This is a genomic window from Leptolyngbya cf. ectocarpi LEGE 11479, assembly GCF_015207065.1.
Classification (GTDB): domain Bacteria; phylum Cyanobacteriota; class Cyanobacteriia; order Phormidesmidales; family Phormidesmidaceae; genus Leptothoe; species Leptothoe ectocarpi.
The window spans coordinates 1-23,900 of record NZ_JADEXP010000058.1; the positions used below are offsets into that span (position 1 = coordinate 1).

Genomic DNA, 23,900 nt, shown 5'->3' on the forward strand with positions numbered 1-23,900 from the left:
CCCTATGGTGCCTGCCCTGACTGCCATGGTTTGGGGAGCCATCGACGGTTTAATGCTGAGCTGGTGGTACCGGACCCGAGCTTGCCAGTGTATGCTGCGATCGCACCCTGGTCCGACAAAGACAACACCTACTATTTCTCTCTGTTATACAGCGTTGGCCAAGCCTACGGCTTTGAAATCCAATCCACCTGGTCTAGCCTCACCGATGAACAGCGCCACATTATTCTCCACGGTTCTCCCGACAAGATCTACATCGAAACCGACTCCCGCTATCGCGATAAAAAAGGCTATCACCGCAAGTACGACGGCGTTCTGCCCATCCTTGACCGCCAGTACCGCGAGAGCACGTCCGACCTTTATAAACAAAAGCTAGAGAAGTATCTGATCGATCAGGTGTGTGAAACCTGTAACGGCGCTAGACTGCGGCCAGAATCCCTCGCCGTGAGAATGGGGCCTTACAACATTCTTGACTTCACCAGTGTTTCCATTCGCGACTGTCTTTATAACATCGAAGACGTCATGGGAGAGAATGGCGGAGAGTCCGTTCTGAGTAAAAAACAACTGGCCATTGGTGAGTTGGTGCTCAAGGAGATCAAAGCCCGCCTCACATTTTTGCTAGATGTGGGGCTGGACTATCTCACCCTCGATCGGACCGCAATGACCCTATCCGGTGGAGAAGCCCAGCGCATCCGCCTTGCCACCCAGATTGGTGCGGGTCTAACAGGCGTGCTCTATGTCCTTGATGAACCCAGCATTGGTTTGCACCAGCGTGATAACGAACGACTACTAAAAACTCTCAACCGTCTGCGCAGCCTGGGGAATACCCTAATTGTGGTCGAACACGACGAAGATACCATTCGTGCCGCCGATCACATTGTAGATATTGGCCCAAAGGCCGGTGTTCACGGCGGTGACATTGTTGTTCAAGGCGACATGAAGGCGCTCTTAAAAAGTAAAGAGTCTCTCACCGGAGCCTATCTGTCAGGGCGAGAGGGGATCGATACCCCAGCGGAGCGGCGACCTGGCAACAACCGTAAGCTGCTGATTCGCAACGCCCATCGCAACAACTTAGAGCATATCGATGTTGATATTCCCCTAGGTAAATTTGTCTGTGTTACCGGCGTTTCTGGCTCTGGTAAATCCACTCTGATCAACGAGCTGCTATACCCAGCGCTGCAGCACAATTTTGGCAGCAAGGTGCCTGAACCTAGTCAGATGGAGCCGATCAAAGGTCTCAAAGCCTTGGACAAGGCCATTGTAATTGACCAGTCTCCTATCGGTCGTACTCCCCGTTCAAATCCGGCTACCTACACCGGGGTATTTGACGTCATTCGCGACCTGTTTGCTGAGACGATCGAGGCGAAAGCCCGAGGCTATAAGCGTGGTCAGTTCTCTTTTAATGTTAAAGGCGGTCGCTGTGAAGCCTGCGGCGGGCAGGGCGTCAACGTCATTGCCATGAACTTTTTGCCCGATGTGTATGTGCAGTGCGAGGTGTGTAAGGGGGCGCGCTATAACCGCGAGACACTACAGGTGAAGTACAAGGGTAAGACAATTTCGGATGTGCTCAATATGACCGCTGAAGAGGCCCTGCACTTTTTTGAGAATATTCACAAGGCCGCAACCAGACTGCAGACCATGGTGGATGTGGGTCTGGGCTATATTCGTCTGGGGCAGACGGCTCCGACGCTCTCTGGTGGTGAGGCCCAGCGGATGAAGCTGGCCTCTGAGCTAGCGCGTCGGTCTACGGGTAAGACCATGTATCTAATTGATGAGCCGACGACCGGGCTGTCGTTCTACGATGTACACAAGCTGCTGGATGTGGTGCAGCGCTTGGTGGATAAGGGCAATTCTGTAGTGATGATTGAGCACAACCTGGACGTGATTCGCTGCTGTGACTGGGTAATTGACCTGGGACCAGAGGGGGGCGATCGCGGTGGACAGATTATTGCCGAGGGCACACCGGAAGAGGTGGCCCAGGTGGAGAGTTCTTATACCGGGCACTATTTAAAACATGTATTAGAGAAGCATCCGCCCAAGGGATAGGTGCTGATTTGAAGCATTGCTGGTTAGAATTGTCTATACTTCGGTTAAGCAAGTGACCAAAGGAGTTGCTGATGCAAGCACAAGACCTTGTCCCTCAGGTACAAAAACTACCATTGGCAGAAAAACTGGTGCTGCTCAGTTTTTTAGTACAGACAATCCAACGAGCTATTGCCTCAGAAACTCAGGTTGAAAAACCTAAAGCCATCAGTCTCATGGGATTAGCTAAAACTCAAAAACCTGCACCATCTGATGCTGAGGTACAGACGATGCTGGCAGAGCACCGTGCGGAAAGATATCTTTACTACAACAGTTGCTCACTCGAACTGATTGATTTAGATCTAAATAGCGGGTTTCTTTGTAGGGGCAGTTACTGATTCCCCACTTGCTCAAGAAACCAATTCAGTAGAGGTTTTATGCTGTGACTGGGTGATTGACCTGGGGCCAGAGGGGGGCGATCGCGGTGGGCAGATTATTGCTGAGGGCACACCGGAAGAGGTGGCCCAGGTGGAGAGTTCTTACACCGGGCACTATCTAAAGCAGGTGTTGGAGAGATATCCGCCGCGCTAATCATGCATGGTCAAATCGCCTAAAATACCGACGTGTATCGCTCTTGTTTGCTATGGTCCCCCTGCCGCCAAAGTTTTTTAATACTGCAGGGCCTTGCGATCCTGAAATTCATTACATGTTGCCTGCTACAGGCCGTTTGCCACAGCTGAAAAAGCTGATTGCCCAGCGCAGCTACTTTGTGATTCACGCTCCTCGTCAAACAGGTAAGACGACTGCCATGCTAGCGTTGGCCAAGGAGCTGACCAGCAGCGGTCAGCATGCAGCGGTGCTGGTCTCTGTTGAAAGTGGTGTTGCTCTCGGTGATGACATTCACGCTGTTGAGCGCTCTATTCTCCAAGCCTGGCGGGAAGATGCTGAAGACCAGTTACCAGAAGAGCTGTGGCCTCCAGCTTGGCCTGAGGCTGAACCTGGTCAAGCCATTCGCTCTGCCTTACGGGCCTGGGTTAAGGCATGTCCTTACCCCCTGGCTCTTTTTATTGATGAAATCGATGCTTTGCAAGATCGGGCGCTGATTTCTATACTGCCTCAGCTGCGGGCGGGCTATACTGCTAGGCCCAAGGCATTTCCCCATACAGTTGCTCTCATCGGTCTGCGCGATGTCCGTGATTATAAGTTGGCATCTGGCGGCAGTAATCGTCTTCAAACAGCTAGCCCTTTTAACATTAAGGTCGAATCTCTGACTCTACGGAACTTTACCCGGTCGGAAATTGTTACTCTTTACGCTCAGCATACAGCGGCGACGGGTCAGGCATTTTCTCCGGAAGCCCTGGATCAGGTATACGAGCTGACCCAGGGACAGCCGTGGCTGGTCAATGCGCTAGCTCGGCAGCTGGTGGAAGTGATTGCACCCGATCCAACTGAGGGGATTACGTTAGAGCTGGTCAGTCAGGCTAAAGAACGCTTGATTCAGCGGCGTGATACGCATATTGATAGTCTGGCTCAACGGTTGCAGGAGCCAAGAGTTAAGGCAATTTTAGAACCGATGCTGGCAGGACAGCCGCTGGGGAATGTTCCCCCTGATGATATTGATTTTGTTTTGGATTTGGGTTTGTGTCGTCTGGATGATACTAACAGTCTGGTCATTGCTAATCCAATTTATCGGGAAGTGATGCCGCGTATGTTGGCGTTTTCGACGTCGGTTTCACTTAATTTTCTGCAGCCTACCTGGCTAACAGATGATGGCCATTTGGATACGGGTAAGCTAGTGACGGCATTTTTGGATTTTTGGCGACAGCATGGTCAGCCTTTGTTGCAAAATGTGAGCTACCACGAAATTGCTCCTCATATTGTGATGATGGCGTTTCTTCATCGTGTGGTTAATGGTGGGGGCACGCTTGAACGTGAGTATGCGATTGGCGTTGACCGGATGGATCTATGTTTACGGTATCAGGATGTTGTTCTTGGGATTGAGCTTAAGGTATGGCGGCAGGGGCGGCCTGATCCGTTGGCGGCGGGTTTGGAGCAGCTTGATGGTTATTTGTCGGGGTTGGGGCAAGCGACTGGCTGGTTGGTGATCTTTGATCAGCGAGAGAATCAGCCTCCGATTGCAGACCGTGTAGCAACAGAGCAGGTTGAGTCGCCGCAGGGTCGAGAAATTACGTTGATTCGTGGCTAATGCTTTGAAAGGAGGAAGTCGAAGGCGAAAGTTAATGGGTTAGTCGCGTTGAGGGTTGCTCAGGGCTTTCCTCCCTGAAACCCTCCATTCGTGGGGGCCGAGCCTCCCCCACACCCCCCGAAAGGAAGCTATCGTTGATTGCAAAAAAATCAGGTATAGCAAGGGTTACGGCGAGGCCAGGGCAATTATTATCGCGCCGACCATGATCTAAATTTTAATGGTTCTTTGTTAGGGAAGCGTAGCTGCTCAGGAGCAAGGCGTAAAGATAGAGAAATTAATAAAATCCATATCCCTCAACGTAATTGATAGAGGACTGAGCGGAGTCGAAGTCCGGTTCAAGTGGAATTTATTTAATCTCTGCTCCTAAGACATGTCCCACAAAGCTACATCTTATAACCCATTGCCGATCAAGATAAAGGGTGCCCAGTAGTAGGGATGGCTCATATCGTCAGGGATGGTCAGCGGCTGGCCGCGTTCATTGGTGATGGCAAGGGTGGCTCGTTCGCCACCGACGGCGGCGGGGTAGTTATCGGTGATCATGGCGATTTGGGCGGCCTGTAGTGCGGCGGCTTTGGTCAGGCCCTGGTTGAGGGCGGCGTAGAATGCATTCATTAAGATTTGGGTGCCGCCGTCGCTGACTTGCCAGAGCGAAGCCAGGGCGGCTTTGGCTCCGGCAATCTGGAGCTGAAATCCCATGCCTAAAATCTCGATGCCGGTGCCTAGTTCTATATTGCCCACGGCGGTTTCGCAGGCGCTGAGGACAAACAGATCGGCATTGGTTAGTCCCCACTCGGTGCGAATGGTTTCTAGAGTGACCCGCTCCTCATTGCCAAAGACAACAAATGACTCCTTGGGTCGTTCGGGGACAAAGGCGGCGTGGGTGGCTAGGTGCAGAATGTTGTAGCTGGCTAGCTCATCTTGCAGTGTATCGGGACTAAAGTCGTCGTTTAACAGAATGGTGGTGTCTGGGATCTGGTCGGCCAGGATAGAGACCTCGGTTTCGGTGGCGGGCAGGTTGGCAAACTCAAAGGGGGTGGATCTTCCGGCTATATCAAAGCTAAAGGCGCATTCAGCACAGGCGGCGGCCAGCACCTGACGCTGGTTGCTGGGTCGGTCGCCAAAGCTGGTGAGTGAGGCGGAGGTGATCTGGCTGATGCTGTAGGTTTGGGCTAGCCAGTTTTCGCCATCGTGCAGGGCGGCCAGGGGGAGATAGCGTAGTACGCCGTCGGGGGCATAGATGATGGTTTCGGTGTCGATTTTTTCTAGGTCTGCGGCTATTGGCGCGATTAGCCAGCTGTATAGCTTTTGTGCTAGGGGTTCAGCGGGTTTGTGAGGCGACTTGAGTATCTGGCCGTATGCGGTGACGGCGGCCTTGAGGTCATCGGCGGTGACGTCGACGGGGTAGCGGACCGGTGGGGCGTTGGGGGTGATCAGGACCAGCTCCAGCCGCTCTTCGAGGATGAGGGGATAGAGGATAACGCTGGTTTGGGGCAGTTCTCGCAGTTCTCGCTGAAGTTGGGCGTACTGGTTTTGCAGGTCTACAACCTGTCGGTCGCTGCTGGCCTGGAGTTCGGCTATGAGACCGGATACTTCGGGATGGTCGAGCCATTCGTTGAAGGAGGTGCGCAGTTCTTGCTGGCGGTCTTGCAGCTCGTTACGGCGGGCTTTGTCTGCTTCGGATAGGGGACGATTGGCGGGGTCTTGTAGTCGGGCTAGTTCTTGACCAGCGATGAGAATCTCGGTGTAGAGTCTCAGAACTTCGTCTTCAATTTCCCAGTAGCCGACGCCCTCGGTTAGGCCTGACCGCTGGACGTTGCCGAGAGATTCGTCCAGCTCTTGTAGTTTGAGCAGCTCGAGGACAGCCTGGGCTTCAAGGACGCGGTTTGCCTGTAGGAGCAAATCGGCGAGCTTGCGATAGGTGTCAGCAATGGTCTCTGTGTAGGACTGTTGCTGCTCCGGGGAGAGGGTTAAGTTGTCTTTACGGATGGTTTCGTAAACATTGACAGACTGTTTGAGAAAAATGATGGCCAGCTCAGCTTCCTCAGTGACTTTTAACAGTAAGCCAATATTGTTTAGGGTCGCTCCTTCACCTGCCCGATCGCTAATCTCACGGCGAATCAACAGCGACTGTTCATAGTAATCCAACGCTTGCACATACTGGCCTAAGTTGTCGTAAGTTCTACCAATATTGTTGAGGGTCGCCCCTTCACCTGCCCGGTCACCAATCTCACGAAAAATCGCCAGCGACTGCTCATAGTAGCTCAACGCTCGTGGATACTGGCCTAAGTTATCGTAAGTTCTACCAATATTGTTTAGGGTCGCCCCTTCGCCAGCTCGATCGCTAATCTCACGGCGGATCACCAGCGACTGCTCATAGTAGTTCAACGCTCGTGGATACTGGCCTAAGTTATCATAAGTATGGCCAATATTGTTGAGGGTTACCCCTTCGCCATCCCGATCGCTAATCTCACGGCAGATCACCAACGACTGCTCATAGTAGTTCAACGCTTGTGGATGCTGACCTAAGCTGTGGTAAACTGCGCCAATATTGTTGAGGGTGACTCCTTCGCTCGTCCGGTCGCCAATCTCGCGGAGAATCACCAACGACTGCTCATAGTAGTCCAACGCTTGTGGATACTGGCCCAAGCTGCGGTAAACTGCGCCAATATTGTTGAGGGTGACTCCTTTGCTCGTCCGGCCGCCAATCTCGCGGAGAATTACCAGCGACTGCTCGGAATAGTCCAACGCTTGTGGATACTGGCCTAAGCTGTGGTAAGTTCTTCCAATATTGTTGAGGATAACTCCTTCGCTCATCCGGTTGTCAATCTCACGGAGAATCACTAGCGACTGCTCATAGTAGTCCAACGCTTGTGGATACTGGCCTAAGCTATCGTAGGTGAGGCCAATATGACTGAGGGTGACTCCTTCGCTGGCGCGATCGCTAATCTCACGACGAATCGTCAAAGCCTGTTCAAACAACTCTAATGCCTCTCGATATCTAGCTTGACGATAGCTTGAAAGGCCAGCCTGATTTAGCCGCTCAGCCTCAAATGCTTTCGCCTCAGTTTCAGTCCCTGCCGTCGCCTTAATCCCATAGCTGCCCCGCCCGTCTGGACTGTAGGTCGTCGCCAGCACACTGTAAGTGCCTGTTTCCGGCAGCTGCATCACCAGTTCAGAATTCGTACTATCGTTACTGTCATCGTTGTCAGCCAGACGCTGATTGTCTGCATCAACCAGAAATAGCTGAGTATCAAACGCCTCGCTGGTAAGCAAAATTTTAACAATCTGTCCCGCCTGCCCCGTAAAGCTATATCTCTCGTACAGGCTACCGTCGTCAAAGGTCGCATCCACATCGTCTAACTCGCCCGTCACCTCAAACGGAATTTGTAAGCTAGTCTGCTTTGCCCGTTTAGCGAAGAAAAGCTTAGGCAGCGGTTGCCCTGTCTTGCTATCGGCTTTCTTAAACAGCGGCCAGTCTGACCATTGTTTGTCGACCAGGAGTCGGACTGCTGTCTGTTCCTGAAGCTGCTCCGCTGCGCTGGCGGTTTTCGGTAACAGCAGGAGCAGCAACGTCAGCGGAAGGCTAAAGAGCTTGTTCATTGTGTTGGGAGTTATCGATTGAGATTGGCTGTGTCATTGACGCCTGCAATGGGGTTTAGCTTTGGGCGGGATAATAAGGGTTTCTTCTTTATACCGCCTAGCGATCGCAACTCATTCACATCCCTACCCAGTCTATATAACAAGAAAATTTGATGTATCTAACTGTATCGAACTGAGCTTGCTTTCTGAGCAAAAAGTCTCTACCCTTATGCAATGGTCGCGGTTCAGCCGCTGCCAGACAACAGAACTAAATAGCCCGGCGTCGCCGGCAGGTGATTGGACCCACCTAACCGACGACTTACCCCCAAACTGACGGAGGCAGTCTGCGGGCTAGGACGATTATGCCCTAGCACCCACGATTTGCACTACATTTTGTGGGTTTGCTAGGGCTTTTTTAGTTCTGGTTTCCCGCCCCATGGCCTCGCCCGTGGGGCACCTGTCCTCTATCAAAAATTCAGAGAAACCAGAACCATGTTTCAAGATCCAACCCAGGGCGCAAACGCGTCCACCCATCAGCCTGACCTGCTGCCAGACTACACCTTCGAACACGGCCGCCATATCGTGCTGGGCACCCTCGGCTATGTCCAGACCACCATCAAACAGCTGCACAAACTCAACTACGCCGAGGCCAACGACTGGAGCCGTCCGCTACCCACCGGACGACCCAATGAAGTCATGGCGATTTTGACCAATAAGGTACAAGTCGATTAGGGGGAGGGTGCGATCGCACTCGTCTGAGACTTTCTTAGGATGGGTGCGATCGCATTCCAAGATAATTCATGTCACGATACTGCGAAACCAGAGCAGTTCAGACGCTGTAGAAAAATGAACAGCTTTGTACCCTCAGTGCATGATTTTATTGTGCGATAAATCCCTATCTAACCTAATTAGGTGCTCGTTTGTAATACCCGGCTTGAGCATGGCGATCCTATGCGGTGGCAACATCGCTGCCCCAGGAATAGTAGGCCAGCCGGTTTTAGCCCAAGAATCCTCCAAGGTCAGACAGCTGAGGGAAACCCGTGTCTGTCGTGGCTGTAATCTACGCGATGCCCGCTTGCGGGGAGCCTATCTGCAGGGAGCCAATTTACAAGAAGCGGATCTATCCGGGGCCGACCTGCGAGGAGCCGATCTGCGAGGCGCCAATCTGGTCGAGGCCAATTTACTCAATGCTGATCTGCGTGAGGCCGATCTGCGAGGAGCCCATTTAGAACGGGCTGACTTGGCCGGGGCTAACCTGGCCCAGACTAATTTTGGTGATGATATTGCCGTTGCTTACTTAGACCCCCAGTGGCAGCTGGCCTGGCGATTGGTGAATACGCCTGAGGATGTGCGGGAAGACCCCGACTTATTGGCCCTAGCCGATGTGGGTGCAGCAGACGCGGGTTTAATTGAGGGACTGGCCGGAGCAAACCTGAGCCACAGCGATCTGAGCGAGCTGACGTTTTCTAATTTTGACCTGACTCGCAGCGACTTTAGTAATGCCAAACTCTCGGAAACTCAGTTTGAGGGAGCAGCCCTAGATGAGAGTCGGTTTATGGCCGCCGATTTGTCAGGGGCGATCTTAACAGCGGCTCAGCTGCGGCAGGCAGATTTTAGCTTTGCTACCCTGACGGCAGCCGATCTCAGCGATGCCAATCTGGAAGACGCGACGCTGACCACAGCCGATCTGAGCGATGCGAGTCTGGTGGGTGCCAACCTGAGAGAGGCGGAACTACTGCAGGCCGATCTGTCAGGAGCGATTTTAGACGAGGCGGTGCTGGCTCGCATTGACCTGCGACAGACAACGTTTGCCGGACCGGGAGGCGCCAATGTTGATTTTAGCCGCAGCGACCTGAGCCGAGCGGATTTGAGTCAAGTCATCTCGTTGGCAAATGCCAACTTTGAGCAGGCTAACCTAGAGGGAGCAAACTTAAGCCGGATCTGTTTTGCCGATGGAAGTACTGATGGAGAAGAGACTCCAGGGGCTTCTTTTAGGAGAGCTAATTTGATGGGGGCCAATTTGCAATCAGCGGTGTTAGAGCATGCAAATTTTCATCAGGCATTGCTGAGCGGTGCTAACTTGAACTATGCCGATTTGGACCATACGGATTGGACCCAGGCAAATGTTGAAAATGTAACCCTCCGCTTAGCGAGTCTAGAACAGCCGACAATTGCTGATACGACCTTTGATGTGGTAGCTGAGATGCCCGCACCTCGGGGGGCTCGGCTTGGCGTTAACGGCTGGAATGTTACGGCGGATGAGCTTAGGACTGCTCAGCCACGGGATTGTTTTGCAGACATAGAGCCTCACAACCCACTTGTCCCTTGAGTGGACAGCCCTCGACTAGCGGTGGGCTTTGAACCCGACGTGGGCCAAAGCCTCATGACCAACACAGGTGGAAGATCTTAGTTTACGTAAAAATACTGCGAAACTCGGCTGGTTTGATCGCTATAGAAAAACAAACCGTCCTATTCGTTGTTAATGAATGAGCCTAGTGAGCCTATGCCGTCAGATGTTTTTCCATTGCCAGCGCTGACGCCGTTAACTCAGCTCAATGTGCAGGACAATTTGCGAATTAATGCAGAGCGCTGGCAGCTGGCCCATCAGTATCATCAGCAACGGCAGAATGTTCACTATCAGGCGCTGTGGCAGCCTGGCATTGTCTACGGCCTGGGGGTAAAACTAATTGCTCCGCCCGTAGGAATTGCGCCCCAGTTTCAAACCAAAAGCTGGATTGAGGTACAGCCAGGGTTTGCTATTGACGGAGAAGGCAATCCGATTGTGGTAAGTGAGACGACAGATCGCACCTATCCCATCACGATTCCACCGCTGACGCAGGGTGTGCAGACGTTGCATATCGTGCTGCGACACGTGGACCCGCGACACCTAGAGCTGCCTAATTCGACCGATCGGCTGCAGGAACAGTTTCGTTTTGATCAGCGAGTCAATCGGCTAGATCCTAAAGACATTGAGCTATGTCGTGTACGGCTTTCACCGGGGCAGGATAGTCTAGCGATGCCCGCCCAGGGGCTGAGCCCGGCGCTAGGAGAGTTGGATCTGACCCGGCGTCGGTTTGCGCAGCTGCGATCGCAACGGTCTCTTAACCTCGGTATCCTGCCCCAAAGCCAGTACTACCCTGCCCTAACGACATTATGTCAGGCAATGCAGGTGCTCTATCCTAGTCTGCACTGTCAGCTGCACCCCGTCACCCAGATCGATCCCACGTTGGACGCTATCTGTTTAGAGGGCAATCGCCTGATCGAATGGCACCAGTCGCCCAGCCACTCAGCGCTTTTGCAGGCGGTTAAAGACTATTCCGGCAGTCTGATTATTGTTGCTGAGCGGTTTGATTCAACACTGCAAGAGAGTTTAAGACGGCTGCAGCGCCATTTGAATCTGCAGCCAGTTGTTGCTTCGCATTTGATGGCTCGATATCCTTTTTTGTTTGGTAAGCTGCCTGATTTCTCTCAAGCAAGCGTATGGATTGACGGTCGCATCGTGATTGTGCCATCAACCCTGTTTGACCATTGGCAGGGCAAAGACCAGTCTCGCGAGACCATTAGAACCTGGCATGAGTTCGGCATTAACCTGTTGTATTACGTCTGGTACAGCAGCCATATTCAAACGCTTTTACGGTAGCTATCATGATTGTGACTACTCCCATCAAAGTTGAATTATCTACACATCACATTGTGTATACCCCCAGCGATGAGGGAGATAGGGCTACGGCGAACCCAGCCCCCGACCTGGCGGTGACCGTCACGAATCTCTCTCAGGTGTTTGCCAGTTTTCAGGTGGCTCTGCATGTGGAAGGGCAAACCCCCAACAATATCGGAGAGTGGTATCGGGTAGAACCCAATGTAGGAGCTAAAAAACCGCCGGGCGATCGGACAACGTTTTACATCAGTCTGACCAATGCTCCAATTCCGGCCTATGGCACCACAATCCCGGTCAAGCTGACGATTGTTTCAGCAGAACTCGTCGATGCCGATGTGAGTCAGCCGCTTTATATTCAAATTTTACGGCCTGCCAAAACCCTGAAGGTTTATGTGCCGCTGCAGGATCTGCAAGTTACCCCCGGTAGCCGCCTACGGATTCCTGTACTGGTGTACAACCTCAATCCCACGCCGCGCCATGTCACTGTGCGGCTGCAGGGGCTGGAGCTAGACTGGCTGCCAGAAGGCATTGAAAAGTCGGTCTGGATTGAAGCAGGCGGCTCGAGTGAAACTGACTTTTGGTGTGCTCCCGCGTCTGTGCCGGGTAATTTGCACCAGGTACGTCCATTTACCATTGAGGCTACTGACGCTGACGGCAATGGCACCAGCATTGGTAACCGGCTGGAGATTTTGCCCTTTGGCCATACGCAGGTGAGCGCCCTCGACACCGACCAGATCGTGCCGAACAGCCGGTCCTGGCAAAAGCAGCAGACCGCCCGCTACCCATTTCAAGTTTATAACTGTAGCAATGTCTCTCAAACGGTCGTGCTACAGCCTGCTGAGCATTGTCTAAGAGATACCGACCAGGTCACATCTGACCCTGTTGCTGTCTCGCCGGATCAGGTCGTTGACCACGAGTTTATTGTTGAGACCCGCCGCCCTCTGCTGGGCTGGTCCCGCCTGCGGCAGTTGGAAGTATGGCCCCAGCTGACCTATGCTGATTCTGCTGAAGCCATCGCCAATGTCAATGTGCAACCGGCCAGTCAGTCGCTAACGCTAACGGTACGTCCGGTGGTGCCTGCATGGTTACAGCTGCTGTTGCTGCTGCTGGGCTGTTTGGGTATAGGCTGGCTCTGGCTATTGTCGCCGCGTCCGCTGCACCAGGGACCGGTCAACAGCTTGGCGCTAATTTCCAACGGAGATGCCGTCGCTAGCGGTTCTCGCGACCAGACGCTGCGCCGCTGGCAGGTCTTTCATGCAGCTTGGCTACCAAATGTGCGTCGGCTTGGGTTTCGCCAAAAGATTGAGACCGATGAACATCCGTTTCAGTCGGCGATTCGCGTGATTGAACCGCTGCCCGCGCAAAATAAACAGATCGCGGTTGGTCTAGAAAATGGGGATATCCAGCTGTGGAACGTGGACCCGCCTGAGTATGTTCCTTCTTTTTTGGATGGTATCACCGTCAGGAATAAAGTCTTTGACCTGGCGTTCACCCAAAATTCTCGATATTTGTTTAGCGGCCATGGCAGCGGAGAGATCTACCAGTGGGATAGATCAACCGGAGAACAAAACGTGCAGCCGTTATTTTTGGCAACACCCGTCTCGTCACTTGATGTGATTGAACGAATATCAGGGGGGAGCTGGGTTGCGATCGCAGCTCAGTTTAACCGACTAGTGCTGTGGGACTGGCAGCGGCAGCGAGCCTACGATATTCGCTATACCTGGTTCAATGATAGCGAATATGCTCCGGCCATTTTGCCAGTGACCAGCAGCAATAGCTATCTAACAGCGGTCGATGTAGCCGACAACGGGACCCGAATGATAACGGCAGACAGCGTTGGATTTATTACCCTGTGGGATGTTGATAGCCTGATTCAATGTGCTACCGCCTCCACCCAGCCCTCGCCATTCGCTGACGCAACTGAAAAAAGCGGTCAACAGTTACTGGTCGCCGACTGTCAGCAGGCTGTCCTCCATCAGTGGTCCCAAAACTCAGCTGGCCTGGCCGTGCGAGATGTCGCCATTACCGCTAATGGCTGCTACATTGCCAGTACCGGTGACAGCGGCCATATCGATCTTTGGCGGTTTGACCACAAAAATCAGCTCAAACCGTTTAATCTAGACTCTTTTCCCAAACACTCTCTCAATACGGTCGATATCCATCTCACCAAAAATGACGGTGAGCGCCCCAATAAAAACGATATTGTTCTAGTTGCCGCAGATACGGCGAACCATCGCGTCCAGCTGTATCGAAAATCTCTCTCTCCTAACCCCTGCCAACAGGCTACTGAGCCATCAAGTCCAAATTCTGGACTAGAAGCACCGTAAACTGCACCCCTCGCTCACGGCTCTATCCTAGTTTCAACACGCCCTATTCCGTACCCTATGTAAGCCAGCCATGGTATCGACGCTGCAACATCTATTTTTAGATATCCAAGGGGATAATCAAGACACCAAACCGGGCGGAGAGCCGATTCACCGCATCATAACGCTCCATAATCGCGGGGATCGCGCGGCCTATTTAGAGCTGTGGGTGGAGGCCACCGATCAGCGATCAGCTGGAATTGTGCAATGGGTCACCTTCAATAAGTCTGAATCGGAGCTTACTCTGGAGCCTCGCCAAAGTTTAGATGTCACCCTCACGATTACAGTGCCCCTACAGGCAGAAGCCGGATTTTATGGCTACGACATTCGGCTGCGCTCTTCTCAATATCCAGGGGAAGAGGTCCAGCGCAACCAGCAGCTACATATTCTGCCGTCCGATCAAGAAGCTCGGCTGCGCAGTGAGCCCCACTTAACGGTTACCCCTGTAACCGATTCAGATCATCCCCATATGCTGCAGTCAGGGGCCAAACTGGACTTGACTCTCACCGTTGACAATCCATCCCGGCGTACCGATCGCTTCTTTTTACACTGTGACAACCTGCCCCCCGACTGGTATACGATTCAGTATCCTGAAAGTGATGGGGCGGTACCGGGAGTCATTACCTTTACCGATGGGCTACAGCTAAACCCGCGAGAAAGTGGCCAAATCGTTATGGCCATTCATCCCCCTCAATATTCTCCTGCCGGCAGCTACTACCCGACATTGAGACTGACCTCTAGGGCTCGACCGGAGATTACCCTGCTCAAGATTGTCTACTTTACCCTGGCTATCGATGAACGTCTGGCCGTTGAGCTGATGCCCAAAACCCTGGCGATTCCGCTCAAGAATCGATATTTTGAGGTGTTGGTACACAATCGCGGTAACCTCGAAAGACAGCTTGTTTTCCAGGGTAGGGATCCCGATCGACGACTGCGCTATCAGCTGCAGCCCGCTGAGGTTCGCCTCACACCTGGAGAAGAGGCAAATTTATACCTGTATGTTAACCCTCGCCACTGGTGGCAAAAAATATGGCGACTGCGCGATCGCACCGTTGAATTTGAGCTACTGGTAGAAAATATAGCCACCGACAGCGACTATAATCCAGCCCTCCCTCACCCCCTGCCAACGGGTACCGTTAACCTAAAAGCGCGCCGACGCTGGCTCTTTTGGTTGCTGTTATTATCTACCGCGACTACGGCGCTGCTAGGATTGTTAGCCTTAGCCTGGCACATGTTTGTTTGGCGACCCAGTCTGGTGCCTAAAATCGCCAGTTTTAGTACTACTCAAGAGACGTATCAGGAAGGCAAACCCGAACCTATCAGCTTCAGCTGGGAAATTACTAACCCTAAAAAAGTAGGACAGATTGTCCTGAGCCAGGATGGAACCAATATATTGCAACTGTCACGCATTTTTGTCGATATTGATGAAAACTTTTTGACTGAGCGGTTTGATGAAAAAAGCGTTGATACTCTTTTATATCCACCCTTAACCGAACAAGGAAGCTGTAGTCTTGAAACCAAAATCGACAACCCATCTCCTCTACAAATCTTGCTTAGGGTCTATCGTCGAGCCAGACGACTACCGGCCAATCCACAATATTTAAAGTGCCGAACGATTGTGCCAGCAGATTTTTTAACAGAAGAACTAGAAGCATCGGACGAAGCGTCAATAGCCACACAGCGATTACCGAAAGAAGGTACCTACGAGTTTCAGCTACAGGTTTTTACAGGTCAACAACTCACTGAAACCACCAGCGAAGCCGCGAGTGAAACCATCAAAGCAGGTCGATTTACTGCCTTTAAACAAATTCTGGGCTTAGGGGAACCTGAAGGTCCGCAACTAGTTGATACCGCTGTACTAGAGAAAGTCGCAGTAGCCGCTGCAGATCCTCCAGAAATCTTGGAGTTTAAGGCAACTCAGTCAGACTATCGAACAGTTAGCGTATCGACTGTCCTAGCAGAGGCATCGCCAGCTGATGCTCAAGCATTGCCAGCTGGCGCGCAGCTTTCAGCGACAGAGATTAACAATAATGCTGATACCGTAGCGCTGGCGGAGACCACAGCAGAGATCGATCCGCAACTGGTTCCCGTAAAATTAGACTGGCAAATTAGTAACCCAGACGATATTCAAGAACTGCGCTTGACCAGTTTGTCTCCCGATGGTGCTGAAAATACCGAAGCCGTTTCATATCCCATATTAGAAGAGAATGTAGAGCAAAAGCTTTTATCCTTAGAGGATTATTGCGACATCGTACCAGCCTCACCAAATACGACAGTAGGTCCAGATATTTTAGTGTGTAACGATGTACCCACTCAAGCTACTCAAGTAGGAGACTATGTTTTTTATCTCACCGTTGTTACTCGAGATGGGATAGAAGAAGCCCCTATTCTAAAAACAACACCAACAATCAGCATAAAGCCACCTGAACCAGCCATTGTTGACTTTGCAGTGAATGGGGAAAGTGTTGAGCAGACGCCTCGGCGTGTCTACGTTCTAAACCCAGCGCGAGGCAAGATTGATATCACTCTGAGCTGGGATGTAAAATATGCTGAATTGATAGAACTGTTGCCTGCACCGGGGAAAGTTGTTGAACGTGTAGACGAGATGGTCTATACGCTCAGCGCCGCTCCCGGTGCAGAAACAATTACCCTGCGCGGTGTCAACGAGCTAGACGAGGAAATTACCCGCTCGGTCATCATCGAAAAGGTTGCATTTGAACCTGGCGCACAGCCTGTTCCCCTGCAGTCTTCTAGACGTTCATCTCGTCCTGTTGATGCAGGAGATGTTCCAGAAGGGTTACCATCGCTGCCACCACCGCCGACAGTTTTACCCGTCCCAGACATTGCTCCCATTCGAACTCCACCCCAGGCTAACTAGAGAATAGCTCGAAAATGAAATAACCCGTAGATCGAGTTTCGACTCCGCTCAACTCTCGAAGCTAGAAGATTGAGCCTATAAAGACTTTTTAGCCAGGTGTTCCATAAACGACCGATGCATAAACAAATAGCCCCCACCGGCTCGTCGTAGCACCATGCTCCGAGTCACAAAATTAAGAAATCGAGCATAGTTCCATGGGGCTCGACGATTCCACCAAAGGATAATCCGGATAATCAAGTGCTGGATCAGAACTTGACCAGAGCGCTGTCCGCCCAGCAGTGCAGCCAACAACCCAATGGCTCCCGCAATCATGGCATATTCATAGGGATTACCATGGGCATACTGCCAGGCAATTAGCATGCCTGCAGGCCCCATGACAATAGCTAGTAAAACAGCATTACCTATCGCTTTTTGCATGCCTTGGTTAGGAACAACAATATCTTTTGGCTCAGGTGTACTGCCTAGAGAGAAACCGCCGTAGGTGGCCGAGAGAGCCGCAATCAGAAAGAATTCATAAGCGATTTCAAACCAGTAGTCTCCATGATACTCATTGAGTAAAAATAAACGCAGGGGTAGATAAATGACAAGATAGGCCAAACAACCGATTCCCGTAAAGCGTAAAGCACTCAGCCAGGACCAGGTGACTTTGTGGATAACAACCAGCTGACTGCGCATTAGGCCCCAAAAAAAAGCCATGCCTAACCAATCAATTAAAATAGGAGAAAGCCTTGCTATATAAGTCTTATTAGGCCCTAAATTCATAAAAGGATGGGCCAAAATCCCAAATAAGACAACATAGACGGAGGCGGTGACAAATCCAGCTAAGATCTGAGGGATAATTCTCCGCAAACCTATAAATAGAACGCTCACTAACACCGAGCTAAAAATACCAACTCTCAATATAGGCAAAAAAAATCTAGTAGCTTCCCCGGTGTCTTGCCAACCAGCCATCGGAGTCATATGACAAGCAGAAATAACACCTGTCAAAATACCCACAATAAGATGGCTGTTCAGCCGGAAGCCTTGGCGCTGGCGTCGAGTGTCCAGCCAGTCAGGGGTAAGCTGCTCGATAAAAAACGTGGTCTGGTCATGCTCCACCATTCGCTTTGCCAGCCAGATCAGCCAGGCCCGAATTTCTTCTGGCGAATAGGCTTTATCTCCATAGCGTTGGGACGGTGCCAGTCGTCGATCCACCGGTTGTTTACGGTTGAGTAACCGATTTAGCACAGCGTCGTACAGATAGGCGCGATGATCGTCTAAACAGGTAAAGGACTGCAGTTCTGATGTCGGCTTATGCTGATAGGCCAGGGCCATGACGTTGAGCATCAACGGAGTTTCGGCCAGTTGTTGAAAATCTGAATTCGATCGAATAGCTTGAATCAGACTGGCAAGACTTTGATTCTGCGAGAATTGCCCCAAATATTCAGTTGCCTGGTTGAGAGTTAGAGGCTGCAGTTTAAGCGAGGCTTCTAGCTGTAGAGCATCAGTAGCCGTTTCATACTCGACTATGCGGCTACAGACGATGCATTCTGTATGCCGGTAGGTGCGCAAAAACTGATTGATCTGGCGGATGCAAACATTGCGCAAATGGGAGCGTACCTCATCTAAACCATCCAGCAGCAGCAGCAGCGTCTGCTCTTCAATAAAGCGACGTCCCCGAGCCGCATCCAGGCTATACTGCTGTTCTAGCTGAGTCACTAACCAGCTGGTAAAATTACGACCTGCAGGCGGTAAACCATAGGTAGACAGGTTAAAAACAACCGGAATTGGCTGAGTAAGCTCGCTATCTGCGCCCCTATGTAACTCTCGAAGCAGCTCCAGCAGGGCAATTGTTTTCCCAGAGCCAGGTGCCCCTAGAATTAGCAAACGCCGTAACGGCTTGATGTCATTAAACTGCTCAATCAGATTAGTGGAAGCAGGCAGCGGATGAAGCGTATCCAGGTGCTGAGGATTTTCCCAAACGATGTTGCGGTACTGAGCCAAGGCCGATGGTTGGTTAGTGATATCGATACGTAGCGTTTGCCACTGCTCGCTAAAGCTCAAAGCATTCCGCAGATAGTCCTGCAGCCACATTTTTTGCACCCGCTGGAGCAAGTACTGACGATCTGCCGCTGTAATCCGAGCGCGCAAATCAATCCCTAACAGTCTGATCGCTGACCGGAATAAGGGACTATGGGGTAACGATCCCCGCAGTAAATCAACCACCTGATCAAAGAGGTCCTCCCAGGTATCCTCAGATTCTGCAGAACCTGAACTATCGGAGGTATCTGCTGTATTAGAAAATGGGGTATCTGTTTGGGGTGCCTCACAATCTTCGGCGTTCGCTTCCGTTTGTCCAGATTGCTCATCGGTCGACTGATCTTGGGATCGGGGCCAGCGCTCATTGATTTCCCTAAGATTAGCGTCCGTATCGGTCGACCAAAGGGTAAATGTACCGTCTACAATGCGCTGACCTTGCTTTTTACCTCGCAGCCGCAGGCATTGAACTGTTTGTTCTAAATGGTCGAGGGCTTCTTTAAGCTTGGGTTTACTATCTATTAACGCCTGAGACTGATATCGAAACTGTACTAGCTCAATCAAAAGCGGGCGGGTGCTCTGGATGTCTAGCTTGGGCGAGTCAGTATGCCAGTCTGCTTGGTGACAGCGTAGTCCTTTTTTTCGCAGCTGTTCCGAAAAATCTGGGTCTAAGTGATCATTGCTGAGGTCAAGTAATGCTTCCAATAGCTGGCTAGTTTTTTTTCGAGAAACTTCTCCGTAGGCGAGGCGACCCATAGGTTTATTGAAAATGCGGGTTTATTTGGTCAGACTGTCGTAAAGGGTTGGTGTACCTGAAGATGAACCGTGCATACCATAACTCTATCGATTAAATGTCGATCTATTCGCTCAATGTTTCTCCATGTTCGTAGTAAAGATACGTAAAGTCTGTACTACATCATCCAGGCTATAGGCTGCTACTAAACCTCTAAGTAAAGATACGTAAAGATTATGCTACATTACCCCAAACTACAGGCCACCCCAATCTGCCAAATAATAGAGCTTACAGCAGTTTGAGGCTTATATTCAGCGGATTTGAATTGAGGATAGTTTTCTGACTAAACTCACCGCGTATGCATCTGTTCACCAAGCTATGGCTAGTACACGTTCGGTGTAATTTTCAATTTCTGAATCTGTATGTAAGTATGTTGCGTAACAAAAAGTGTCACCTGTCAATACTTTCGACAGGTAATCTAAAATGTGGCTCATTAATGTGACTTACTGCTGACTCTCCTACTTTGAAAATTTTGATTCGGTATCGGTCAATTTTTTTAAACTTCATCTACTCAGCACTTGTGCACCAGCGGTTTTACTTATAAAAGGTGAGTGTATCTGAAATTCAATGTCACTTAAAAAGAGTCTAGCGGTAAACATCGATTTCTTTTTTACAACACTCATTGGTGGTGCATCAGTTCTTGCATAAACACGTAGATCAGCAGCTACTAACATGCTGAAGATTCATCTGGGTATTTAATATGGGCAGTGTATCGGTTTTGACAAGGACTCCTGATTTAGCAGGACATCCATTAGATGTTAAACTACGTCGTTTAGTAGCTAAGGCTCGTTGCCACCCTGTCGGAAGTTCTCAACGGCAATCCGCTTTTAGCGAGATTTTTCGGCTTGTCATGCAGTCTAAAAAACTTTGGCGGGAATCTAGCCCTTACTATGCCGATGCACTGCAAGAAATGTGGGAGTACTGTTTTCTAAACGTGGACGATCCTGAGGATGGGTATCAGCCAGATGTGTGTCGAGTAACTACATGGCTAGACAATCGCCTCAAAAAGATTCTTCGACGTTATCGAGATAGAAGCCGCCGCCAGCTAAACAGACACGCCTTTGCTGTCCAGTTTGAGAGCGGTCAGATCCTTGACCCGGTTGATAGTCTGACGGCTCCACCAGATTCTCAATACGCGATCAGTATTTTGACTCATCTATTGAGCTGGGTAACTGAGGATCCCGATGAGGTGCTCCGTTGTCGGGTATGTGCGAAGTATCGTCATATTAATGCTCAGACACTACTGCTACGCCGTTTGCCACCGATGGAACAATCTTGGGCTGACATTGCTGTGGAGTTAGGGGCGAATAAGACCTATATCGCTCAATGGTACAGCCGCTACTGTAATCCCTTTTTGAGGGAATGGGGCTGCCAAAATGGCTATGTAGACAATTCGTCTGACTAAACAGATACAGATGAAATAATTGCTGATGACTATGCCTCGATATTCAAAGTCTCGAGATGTGCGGCAGCGAATCCATGGTTTTACACTCATCGAAACGCTGATCACAATCGTCATTATTGGGTTGCTGTCAGCGATCGCAGTTCCGTCTCTGATGGGTCAAATCACCAAGGCAAAAGAAACTGAGGCCAAGATAGCGCTGGATTTTCTAAGGAAGAATCAGTATAGCTTCTATTTAGAAAACCATAGTTTTACCAAGAATTTGCAGGAGTTAAATTTTTCTGCGGCTGATTCGAAAAACTATGAGTATTTTATTGAGGCTCTTGAAGATTATTCTCCATTGAGCGGACGATTGCATTTAGCCTTTTCGAAAAGGAAAGGCATGCGATCTTATGGCTCCGTCATCTATCTAAAGAATGGTCAATTAGAGGAATGCGGTCTATTGGCAGACGATATTAGTGCGGAACATGCTTCTCTTGAAAAATTACGATTTATTTTTAATGCGATTCAGCACTATGAGCAGTATTGTTCATAAAAAGCTTTTGACTGTTGCAAGATAGATAGCCTTTGCAACAAGTAGGTTGACCTAAGTCAGCGGCGCTACGCTTCACTTTGTTCTACTGATGCAGTTTATTCGACGGAGGTAAATGGAGCTACAAAAAACGGACTTTACCAGATCGGATGAGAACGCAGTCTAGAATGGGAGGTGATGGTGCTAATCGTAGTGATACTTGCAGGCAATGATGATGATTTCATCGTCTGTAACTTTATAGACTAAGCGGTGTTCATCGTTGATACGTCGTGACCAATAGCCTTGTAATTCATGTTTGAGGGGTTCTGGTTTACCGAGACCAATAAAAGGGGAGCGGTCAATATCCTTAATGAGCTTAACAATTTTGCGATAGAGCTTTTTGTCCAGATTTATCCACTGGTTAAAATCTTTAAATGCAGAAGATTCAAAAACAATTTTACGGCTCATTCAAGTTCCTCAAGCTGAATCGAGATGCGGTTATTGCCAGCTTCAATATTGTTTTTAGCTGTCAAAAGGCGCTCTCGGTTGGCTGGGGACTTTAACAGATAGTCAGTTTCATCTACGGTGTACACGAGGATCTCAATTTCCTGATTTTGGAAGGTTGCCTTCAGTCCTTCAAGAAAGTCCTGATTCAACTCACTTGCATTTAAGCGGTATGTGGTCTGCATGGGAAAGCTGTTAGTGGGTTACAGGTCTATTTTATTCTGTGGTTGGCTAACTGTGCATGTCTTTACTTTATTCGAATAACCTCTCCAGTGGAGGCGTTTGCCTTGATGATAATAGGCAATGTCTGCATGAGGAATAGTATTTTGGTGCAGTCGCAGAAAGTTATTTTCTTGTGTCAAGAGAACATGTTGTCGCAGTACGGTAAAAGATAGCTGCTTCAGATGCACCAACCAGGCTTTCTTCAGTTGATAGTTGGTACATCAATACCTTGGCTCTTTAGTGATGGTGCGATCGCACCCGGTCAATTCAATCAGCTTAAACTCGCTACAGCAGCTAAGCCATCCTAATGTTGCGGGTCAAGATGACCATCACCTCATTGGGTCGCCCGGTGGATATGGGCTTACTCCAATCGTTAGGCTCCGCGTAGTGCTTAGTGTGCAGCTCCATAATGGTGAGCTGCACTGCGCTCAAGCTACCGAACATCATATGGCGCACAGTTTCAAACTGCGGAGATAGTTCGGGAATAGGCAAAACGATGGACGCCGCCGCGCCCTGGGTTTGATCTTGAAACATGGTTCTGGTCTCCAGAGAGGGATTGACCAGAACCCAAGCCCAGCCACCCACGAAAATTAGTGAAAATCGAGGGGGCTAAGCCATAATAGCCTTAACCGCCGAGATCCCCGGTTGATCTTCGGGGGCTAGCCATCGGTATGGTGGGTGGAATCACCGACCGATGGTGCCAAGATTGAGTTCTGAGGTCAGGCTGTAAACACAGCCTTCAGTAACCGTAATGCACTTTGCTTCACCAAGCAAGATACCCCAAGCTAAAATTTGTTACAGATCAACAAAACTTGATTTGAAGCATTGTTACTTCCGACCACTAGTTCAAAAGTCAGCGGTGCTCTACGCTCTACTATCAAATCATTACGGTAGAGAATATTTTTTAGATATTGTTTTCTCAGTAACGGAAGACATTTGATCGAGCCAGAGGCTATAACCCCAGGCAAACGGCGTTAAAGAGATCAAAGCGCAAAAAAAAGCGTTTAGAAAAATAGACCGCTCTTCAGGATTAAGAAAGGAGAGTAAAAGCACAGGGCCGATGCCGCGAATTCCCTTGCTCGTTGAGAAATCAACCTGCGTATCAGCGTTTTTATAGTCATCACGGAAATCGGACCATGCTTGACTGTAATGCTGTTGGGCGCTAGCATTTGCGGGCTTGATGGCAGTAGAAATTTTGATTTTTGTGATGGGAAATTCCTGCGGTTCTAGGAGTGTTTTCAGGTTAGTGGTGTCTTGCCAGGAAGGGATCAGGTAAGGCCTTGATAGGCGGGTTGTTGTCACTTGTTCCTGGTAAGTTTCAGGACGAGTTCTGGTTTCTGTATTCCCCTGTGAGTCGGTATAGGTTTCTGTTACCCAACGAGTTCGCCATTCATAGTGATAGGCATGAACGTGGAAATTAATATAGGGTGCTTTATCAGTCAGAGATTTAAGGTATTCCTTAGTTTCTTCTTCAGAGCGGATATTTCGTAAAAACTTGAGCGGTTGAAATAGTGCCAGGGAAGCAAAAGATAACGCCAAAGCCCCACCCATATAGAGCTGAATATTGGATGTGTGGATGCTGGAGGTATGGTTTTGATAGCCTTGCACTGGGGCAAGCAGGCGGTCGTGCAAAAACCATATTATGAGGCCAATGAGAATAAGATCAACCAGTATACGAAAACCTGCGGAAGGCTGTTGGTCTGTTTCTGGATTGTTTTTTCTGGCATGGCCATAGGAAACAACGGCTAG

The 23,900-nt window shown here is 50.2% G+C and carries 17 protein-coding genes; 11 read left to right on the plus strand and 6 right to left on the minus strand.

Annotated elements, in window-relative coordinates; translation table 11 throughout:
* From uvrA to IQ260_RS08925, 4 genes are all read left to right on the plus strand, one after another.
* A partial coding sequence (gene uvrA, locus IQ260_RS08910) for an excinuclease ABC subunit UvrA (protein ID WP_193992751.1) occupies positions 1 to 2,043 on the plus strand: 2,043 nt, incomplete at its 5' end.
* 71 nt (positions 2,044 to 2,114) lie between these two features.
* The gene (locus tag IQ260_RS08915; RefSeq protein ID WP_193992752.1) at positions 2,115 to 2,417 is read left to right on the plus strand and encodes a hypothetical protein; all 303 of its coding nucleotides are present in this window, start codon (positions 2,115 to 2,117) and stop codon (positions 2,415 to 2,417) included.
* Positions 2,418 to 2,469: 52 nt separating this feature from the next.
* The gene (locus IQ260_RS08920) at positions 2,470 to 2,610 is read left to right on the plus strand and encodes a hypothetical protein (RefSeq protein WP_193992753.1); all 141 of its coding nucleotides are present in this window, start codon (positions 2,470 to 2,472) and stop codon (positions 2,608 to 2,610) included.
* Positions 2,611 to 2,662: 52 nt separating this feature from the next.
* On the plus strand, positions 2,663 to 4,225 hold the full coding sequence (locus IQ260_RS08925; RefSeq protein WP_228015747.1) for an ATP-binding protein: 1,563 nt from the start codon (positions 2,663 to 2,665) through the stop codon (positions 4,223 to 4,225).
* Positions 4,226 to 4,615: 390 nt separating this feature from the next.
* Here the strand turns inward: IQ260_RS08925 and IQ260_RS08930 are convergent, their stop codons facing one another.
* On the minus strand, positions 4,616 to 7,825 hold the full coding sequence (locus IQ260_RS08930) for a tetratricopeptide repeat protein (protein ID WP_193992754.1): 3,210 nt from the start codon (positions 7,823 to 7,825) through the stop codon (positions 4,616 to 4,618).
* Between the two features lie 471 nt (positions 7,826 to 8,296).
* Here IQ260_RS08930 and IQ260_RS08935 point away from each other — a divergent pair, with 471 nt between their 5' ends.
* From IQ260_RS08935 to IQ260_RS08955, 5 genes are all read left to right on the plus strand, one after another.
* A complete protein-coding gene (locus tag IQ260_RS08935; protein WP_193992755.1) occupies positions 8,297 to 8,536 on the plus strand; it encodes a hypothetical protein in 240 nt (79 codons plus the stop codon).
* Positions 8,537 to 8,744: 208 nt separating this feature from the next.
* Positions 8,745 to 10,133 (plus strand): pentapeptide repeat-containing protein, encoded by a 1,389-nt coding sequence (locus IQ260_RS08940; RefSeq protein WP_228015749.1) that lies wholly within the window; start codon positions 8,745 to 8,747, stop codon positions 10,131 to 10,133.
* Between the two features lie 153 nt (positions 10,134 to 10,286).
* Positions 10,287 to 11,444: a hypothetical protein gene (locus IQ260_RS08945; protein ID WP_228015751.1), complete on the plus strand. Its 1,158-nt coding sequence runs from the start codon at positions 10,287 to 10,289 to the stop codon at positions 11,442 to 11,444.
* Between the two features lie 5 nt (positions 11,445 to 11,449).
* The gene (locus IQ260_RS08950) at positions 11,450 to 13,789 is read left to right on the plus strand and encodes a WD40 repeat domain-containing protein (protein WP_193992758.1); all 2,340 of its coding nucleotides are present in this window, start codon (positions 11,450 to 11,452) and stop codon (positions 13,787 to 13,789) included.
* A 70-nt stretch (positions 13,790 to 13,859) separates the two neighbouring features.
* On the plus strand, positions 13,860 to 16,703 hold the full coding sequence (locus IQ260_RS08955; RefSeq protein ID WP_193992759.1) for a COG1470 family protein: 2,844 nt from the start codon (positions 13,860 to 13,862) through the stop codon (positions 16,701 to 16,703).
* Between the two features lie 75 nt (positions 16,704 to 16,778).
* On the opposite strand, the gene IQ260_RS08960 is transcribed toward IQ260_RS08955, so the two are convergent.
* Positions 16,779 to 19,475: an NACHT domain-containing protein gene (locus IQ260_RS08960; protein WP_193992760.1), complete on the minus strand. Its 2,697-nt coding sequence runs from the start codon at positions 19,473 to 19,475 to the stop codon at positions 16,779 to 16,781.
* Between the two features lie 887 nt (positions 19,476 to 20,362).
* Here IQ260_RS08960 and IQ260_RS08965 point away from each other — a divergent pair.
* A complete protein-coding gene (locus tag IQ260_RS08965; RefSeq protein ID WP_193992761.1) occupies positions 20,363 to 20,917 on the plus strand; it encodes a sigma-70 family RNA polymerase sigma factor in 555 nt (184 codons plus the stop codon).
* 31 nt (positions 20,918 to 20,948) lie between these two features.
* Positions 20,949 to 21,449 (plus strand): type IV pilin protein, encoded by a 501-nt coding sequence (locus IQ260_RS08970; RefSeq protein ID WP_228015752.1) that lies wholly within the window; start codon positions 20,949 to 20,951, stop codon positions 21,447 to 21,449.
* Between the two features lie 180 nt (positions 21,450 to 21,629).
* Here the strand turns inward: IQ260_RS08970 and IQ260_RS08975 are convergent, their stop codons facing one another.
* The 4 genes from IQ260_RS08975 to IQ260_RS08990 form a co-directional block, all read right to left on the minus strand.
* Positions 21,630 to 21,893, minus strand: coding sequence for a Txe/YoeB family addiction module toxin (locus IQ260_RS08975; protein WP_193992763.1), 264 nt, complete (start codon positions 21,891 to 21,893; stop codon positions 21,630 to 21,632).
* Positions 21,890 to 22,114, minus strand: coding sequence for a hypothetical protein (locus IQ260_RS08980; RefSeq protein WP_193992764.1), 225 nt, complete (start codon positions 22,112 to 22,114; stop codon positions 21,890 to 21,892). Before IQ260_RS08980 ends, IQ260_RS08975 begins: the two co-directional genes overlap by 4 nt.
* Before the next feature lie 331 nt (positions 22,115 to 22,445).
* On the minus strand, positions 22,446 to 22,685 hold the full coding sequence (locus IQ260_RS08985) for a hypothetical protein (RefSeq protein ID WP_193992765.1): 240 nt from the start codon (positions 22,683 to 22,685) through the stop codon (positions 22,446 to 22,448).
* A 351-nt stretch (positions 22,686 to 23,036) separates the two neighbouring features.
* On the minus strand, positions 23,037 to 23,900 hold an 864-nt coding region (locus IQ260_RS08990), incomplete at its 5' end, for a hypothetical protein (RefSeq protein WP_193992766.1).

Coding starts and splice junctions, on each gene's coding strand:
- IQ260_RS08935 (WP_193992755.1), top strand. CDS start 8,297: ATGTTTCAAGATCCAACCCAGGGCGCAAACGCGTCCACCCATCAGCCT.
- IQ260_RS08970 (WP_228015752.1), top strand. CDS start 20,949: ATGCCTCGATATTCAAAGTCTCGAGATGTGCGGCAGCGAATCCATGGT.
- IQ260_RS08940 (WP_228015749.1), top strand. CDS start 8,745: ATGGCGATCCTATGCGGTGGCAACATCGCTGCCCCAGGAATAGTAGGC.
- IQ260_RS08950 (WP_193992758.1), top strand. CDS start 11,450: ATGATTGTGACTACTCCCATCAAAGTTGAATTATCTACACATCACATT.
- IQ260_RS08930 (WP_193992754.1), bottom strand. CDS start 7,825: ATGAACAAGCTCTTTAGCCTTCCGCTGACGTTGCTGCTCCTGCTGTTA.
- IQ260_RS08965 (WP_193992761.1), top strand. CDS start 20,363: ATGCAGTCTAAAAAACTTTGGCGGGAATCTAGCCCTTACTATGCCGAT.
- IQ260_RS08985 (WP_193992765.1), bottom strand. CDS start 22,685: ATGTTTCAAGATCAAACCCAGGGCGCGGCGGCGTCCATCGTTTTGCCT.
- IQ260_RS08975 (WP_193992763.1), bottom strand. CDS start 21,893: ATGAGCCGTAAAATTGTTTTTGAATCTTCTGCATTTAAAGATTTTAAC.
- IQ260_RS08960 (WP_193992760.1), bottom strand. CDS start 19,475: ATGGGTCGCCTCGCCTACGGAGAAGTTTCTCGAAAAAAAACTAGCCAG.
- IQ260_RS08915 (WP_193992752.1), top strand. CDS start 2,115: ATGCAAGCACAAGACCTTGTCCCTCAGGTACAAAAACTACCATTGGCA.
- IQ260_RS08925 (WP_228015747.1), top strand. CDS start 2,663: ATGGTCCCCCTGCCGCCAAAGTTTTTTAATACTGCAGGGCCTTGCGAT.
- IQ260_RS08945 (WP_228015751.1), top strand. CDS start 10,287: ATGAATGAGCCTAGTGAGCCTATGCCGTCAGATGTTTTTCCATTGCCA.
- IQ260_RS08980 (WP_193992764.1), bottom strand. CDS start 22,114: ATGCAGACCACATACCGCTTAAATGCAAGTGAGTTGAATCAGGACTTT.
- IQ260_RS08955 (WP_193992759.1), top strand. CDS start 13,860: ATGGTATCGACGCTGCAACATCTATTTTTAGATATCCAAGGGGATAAT.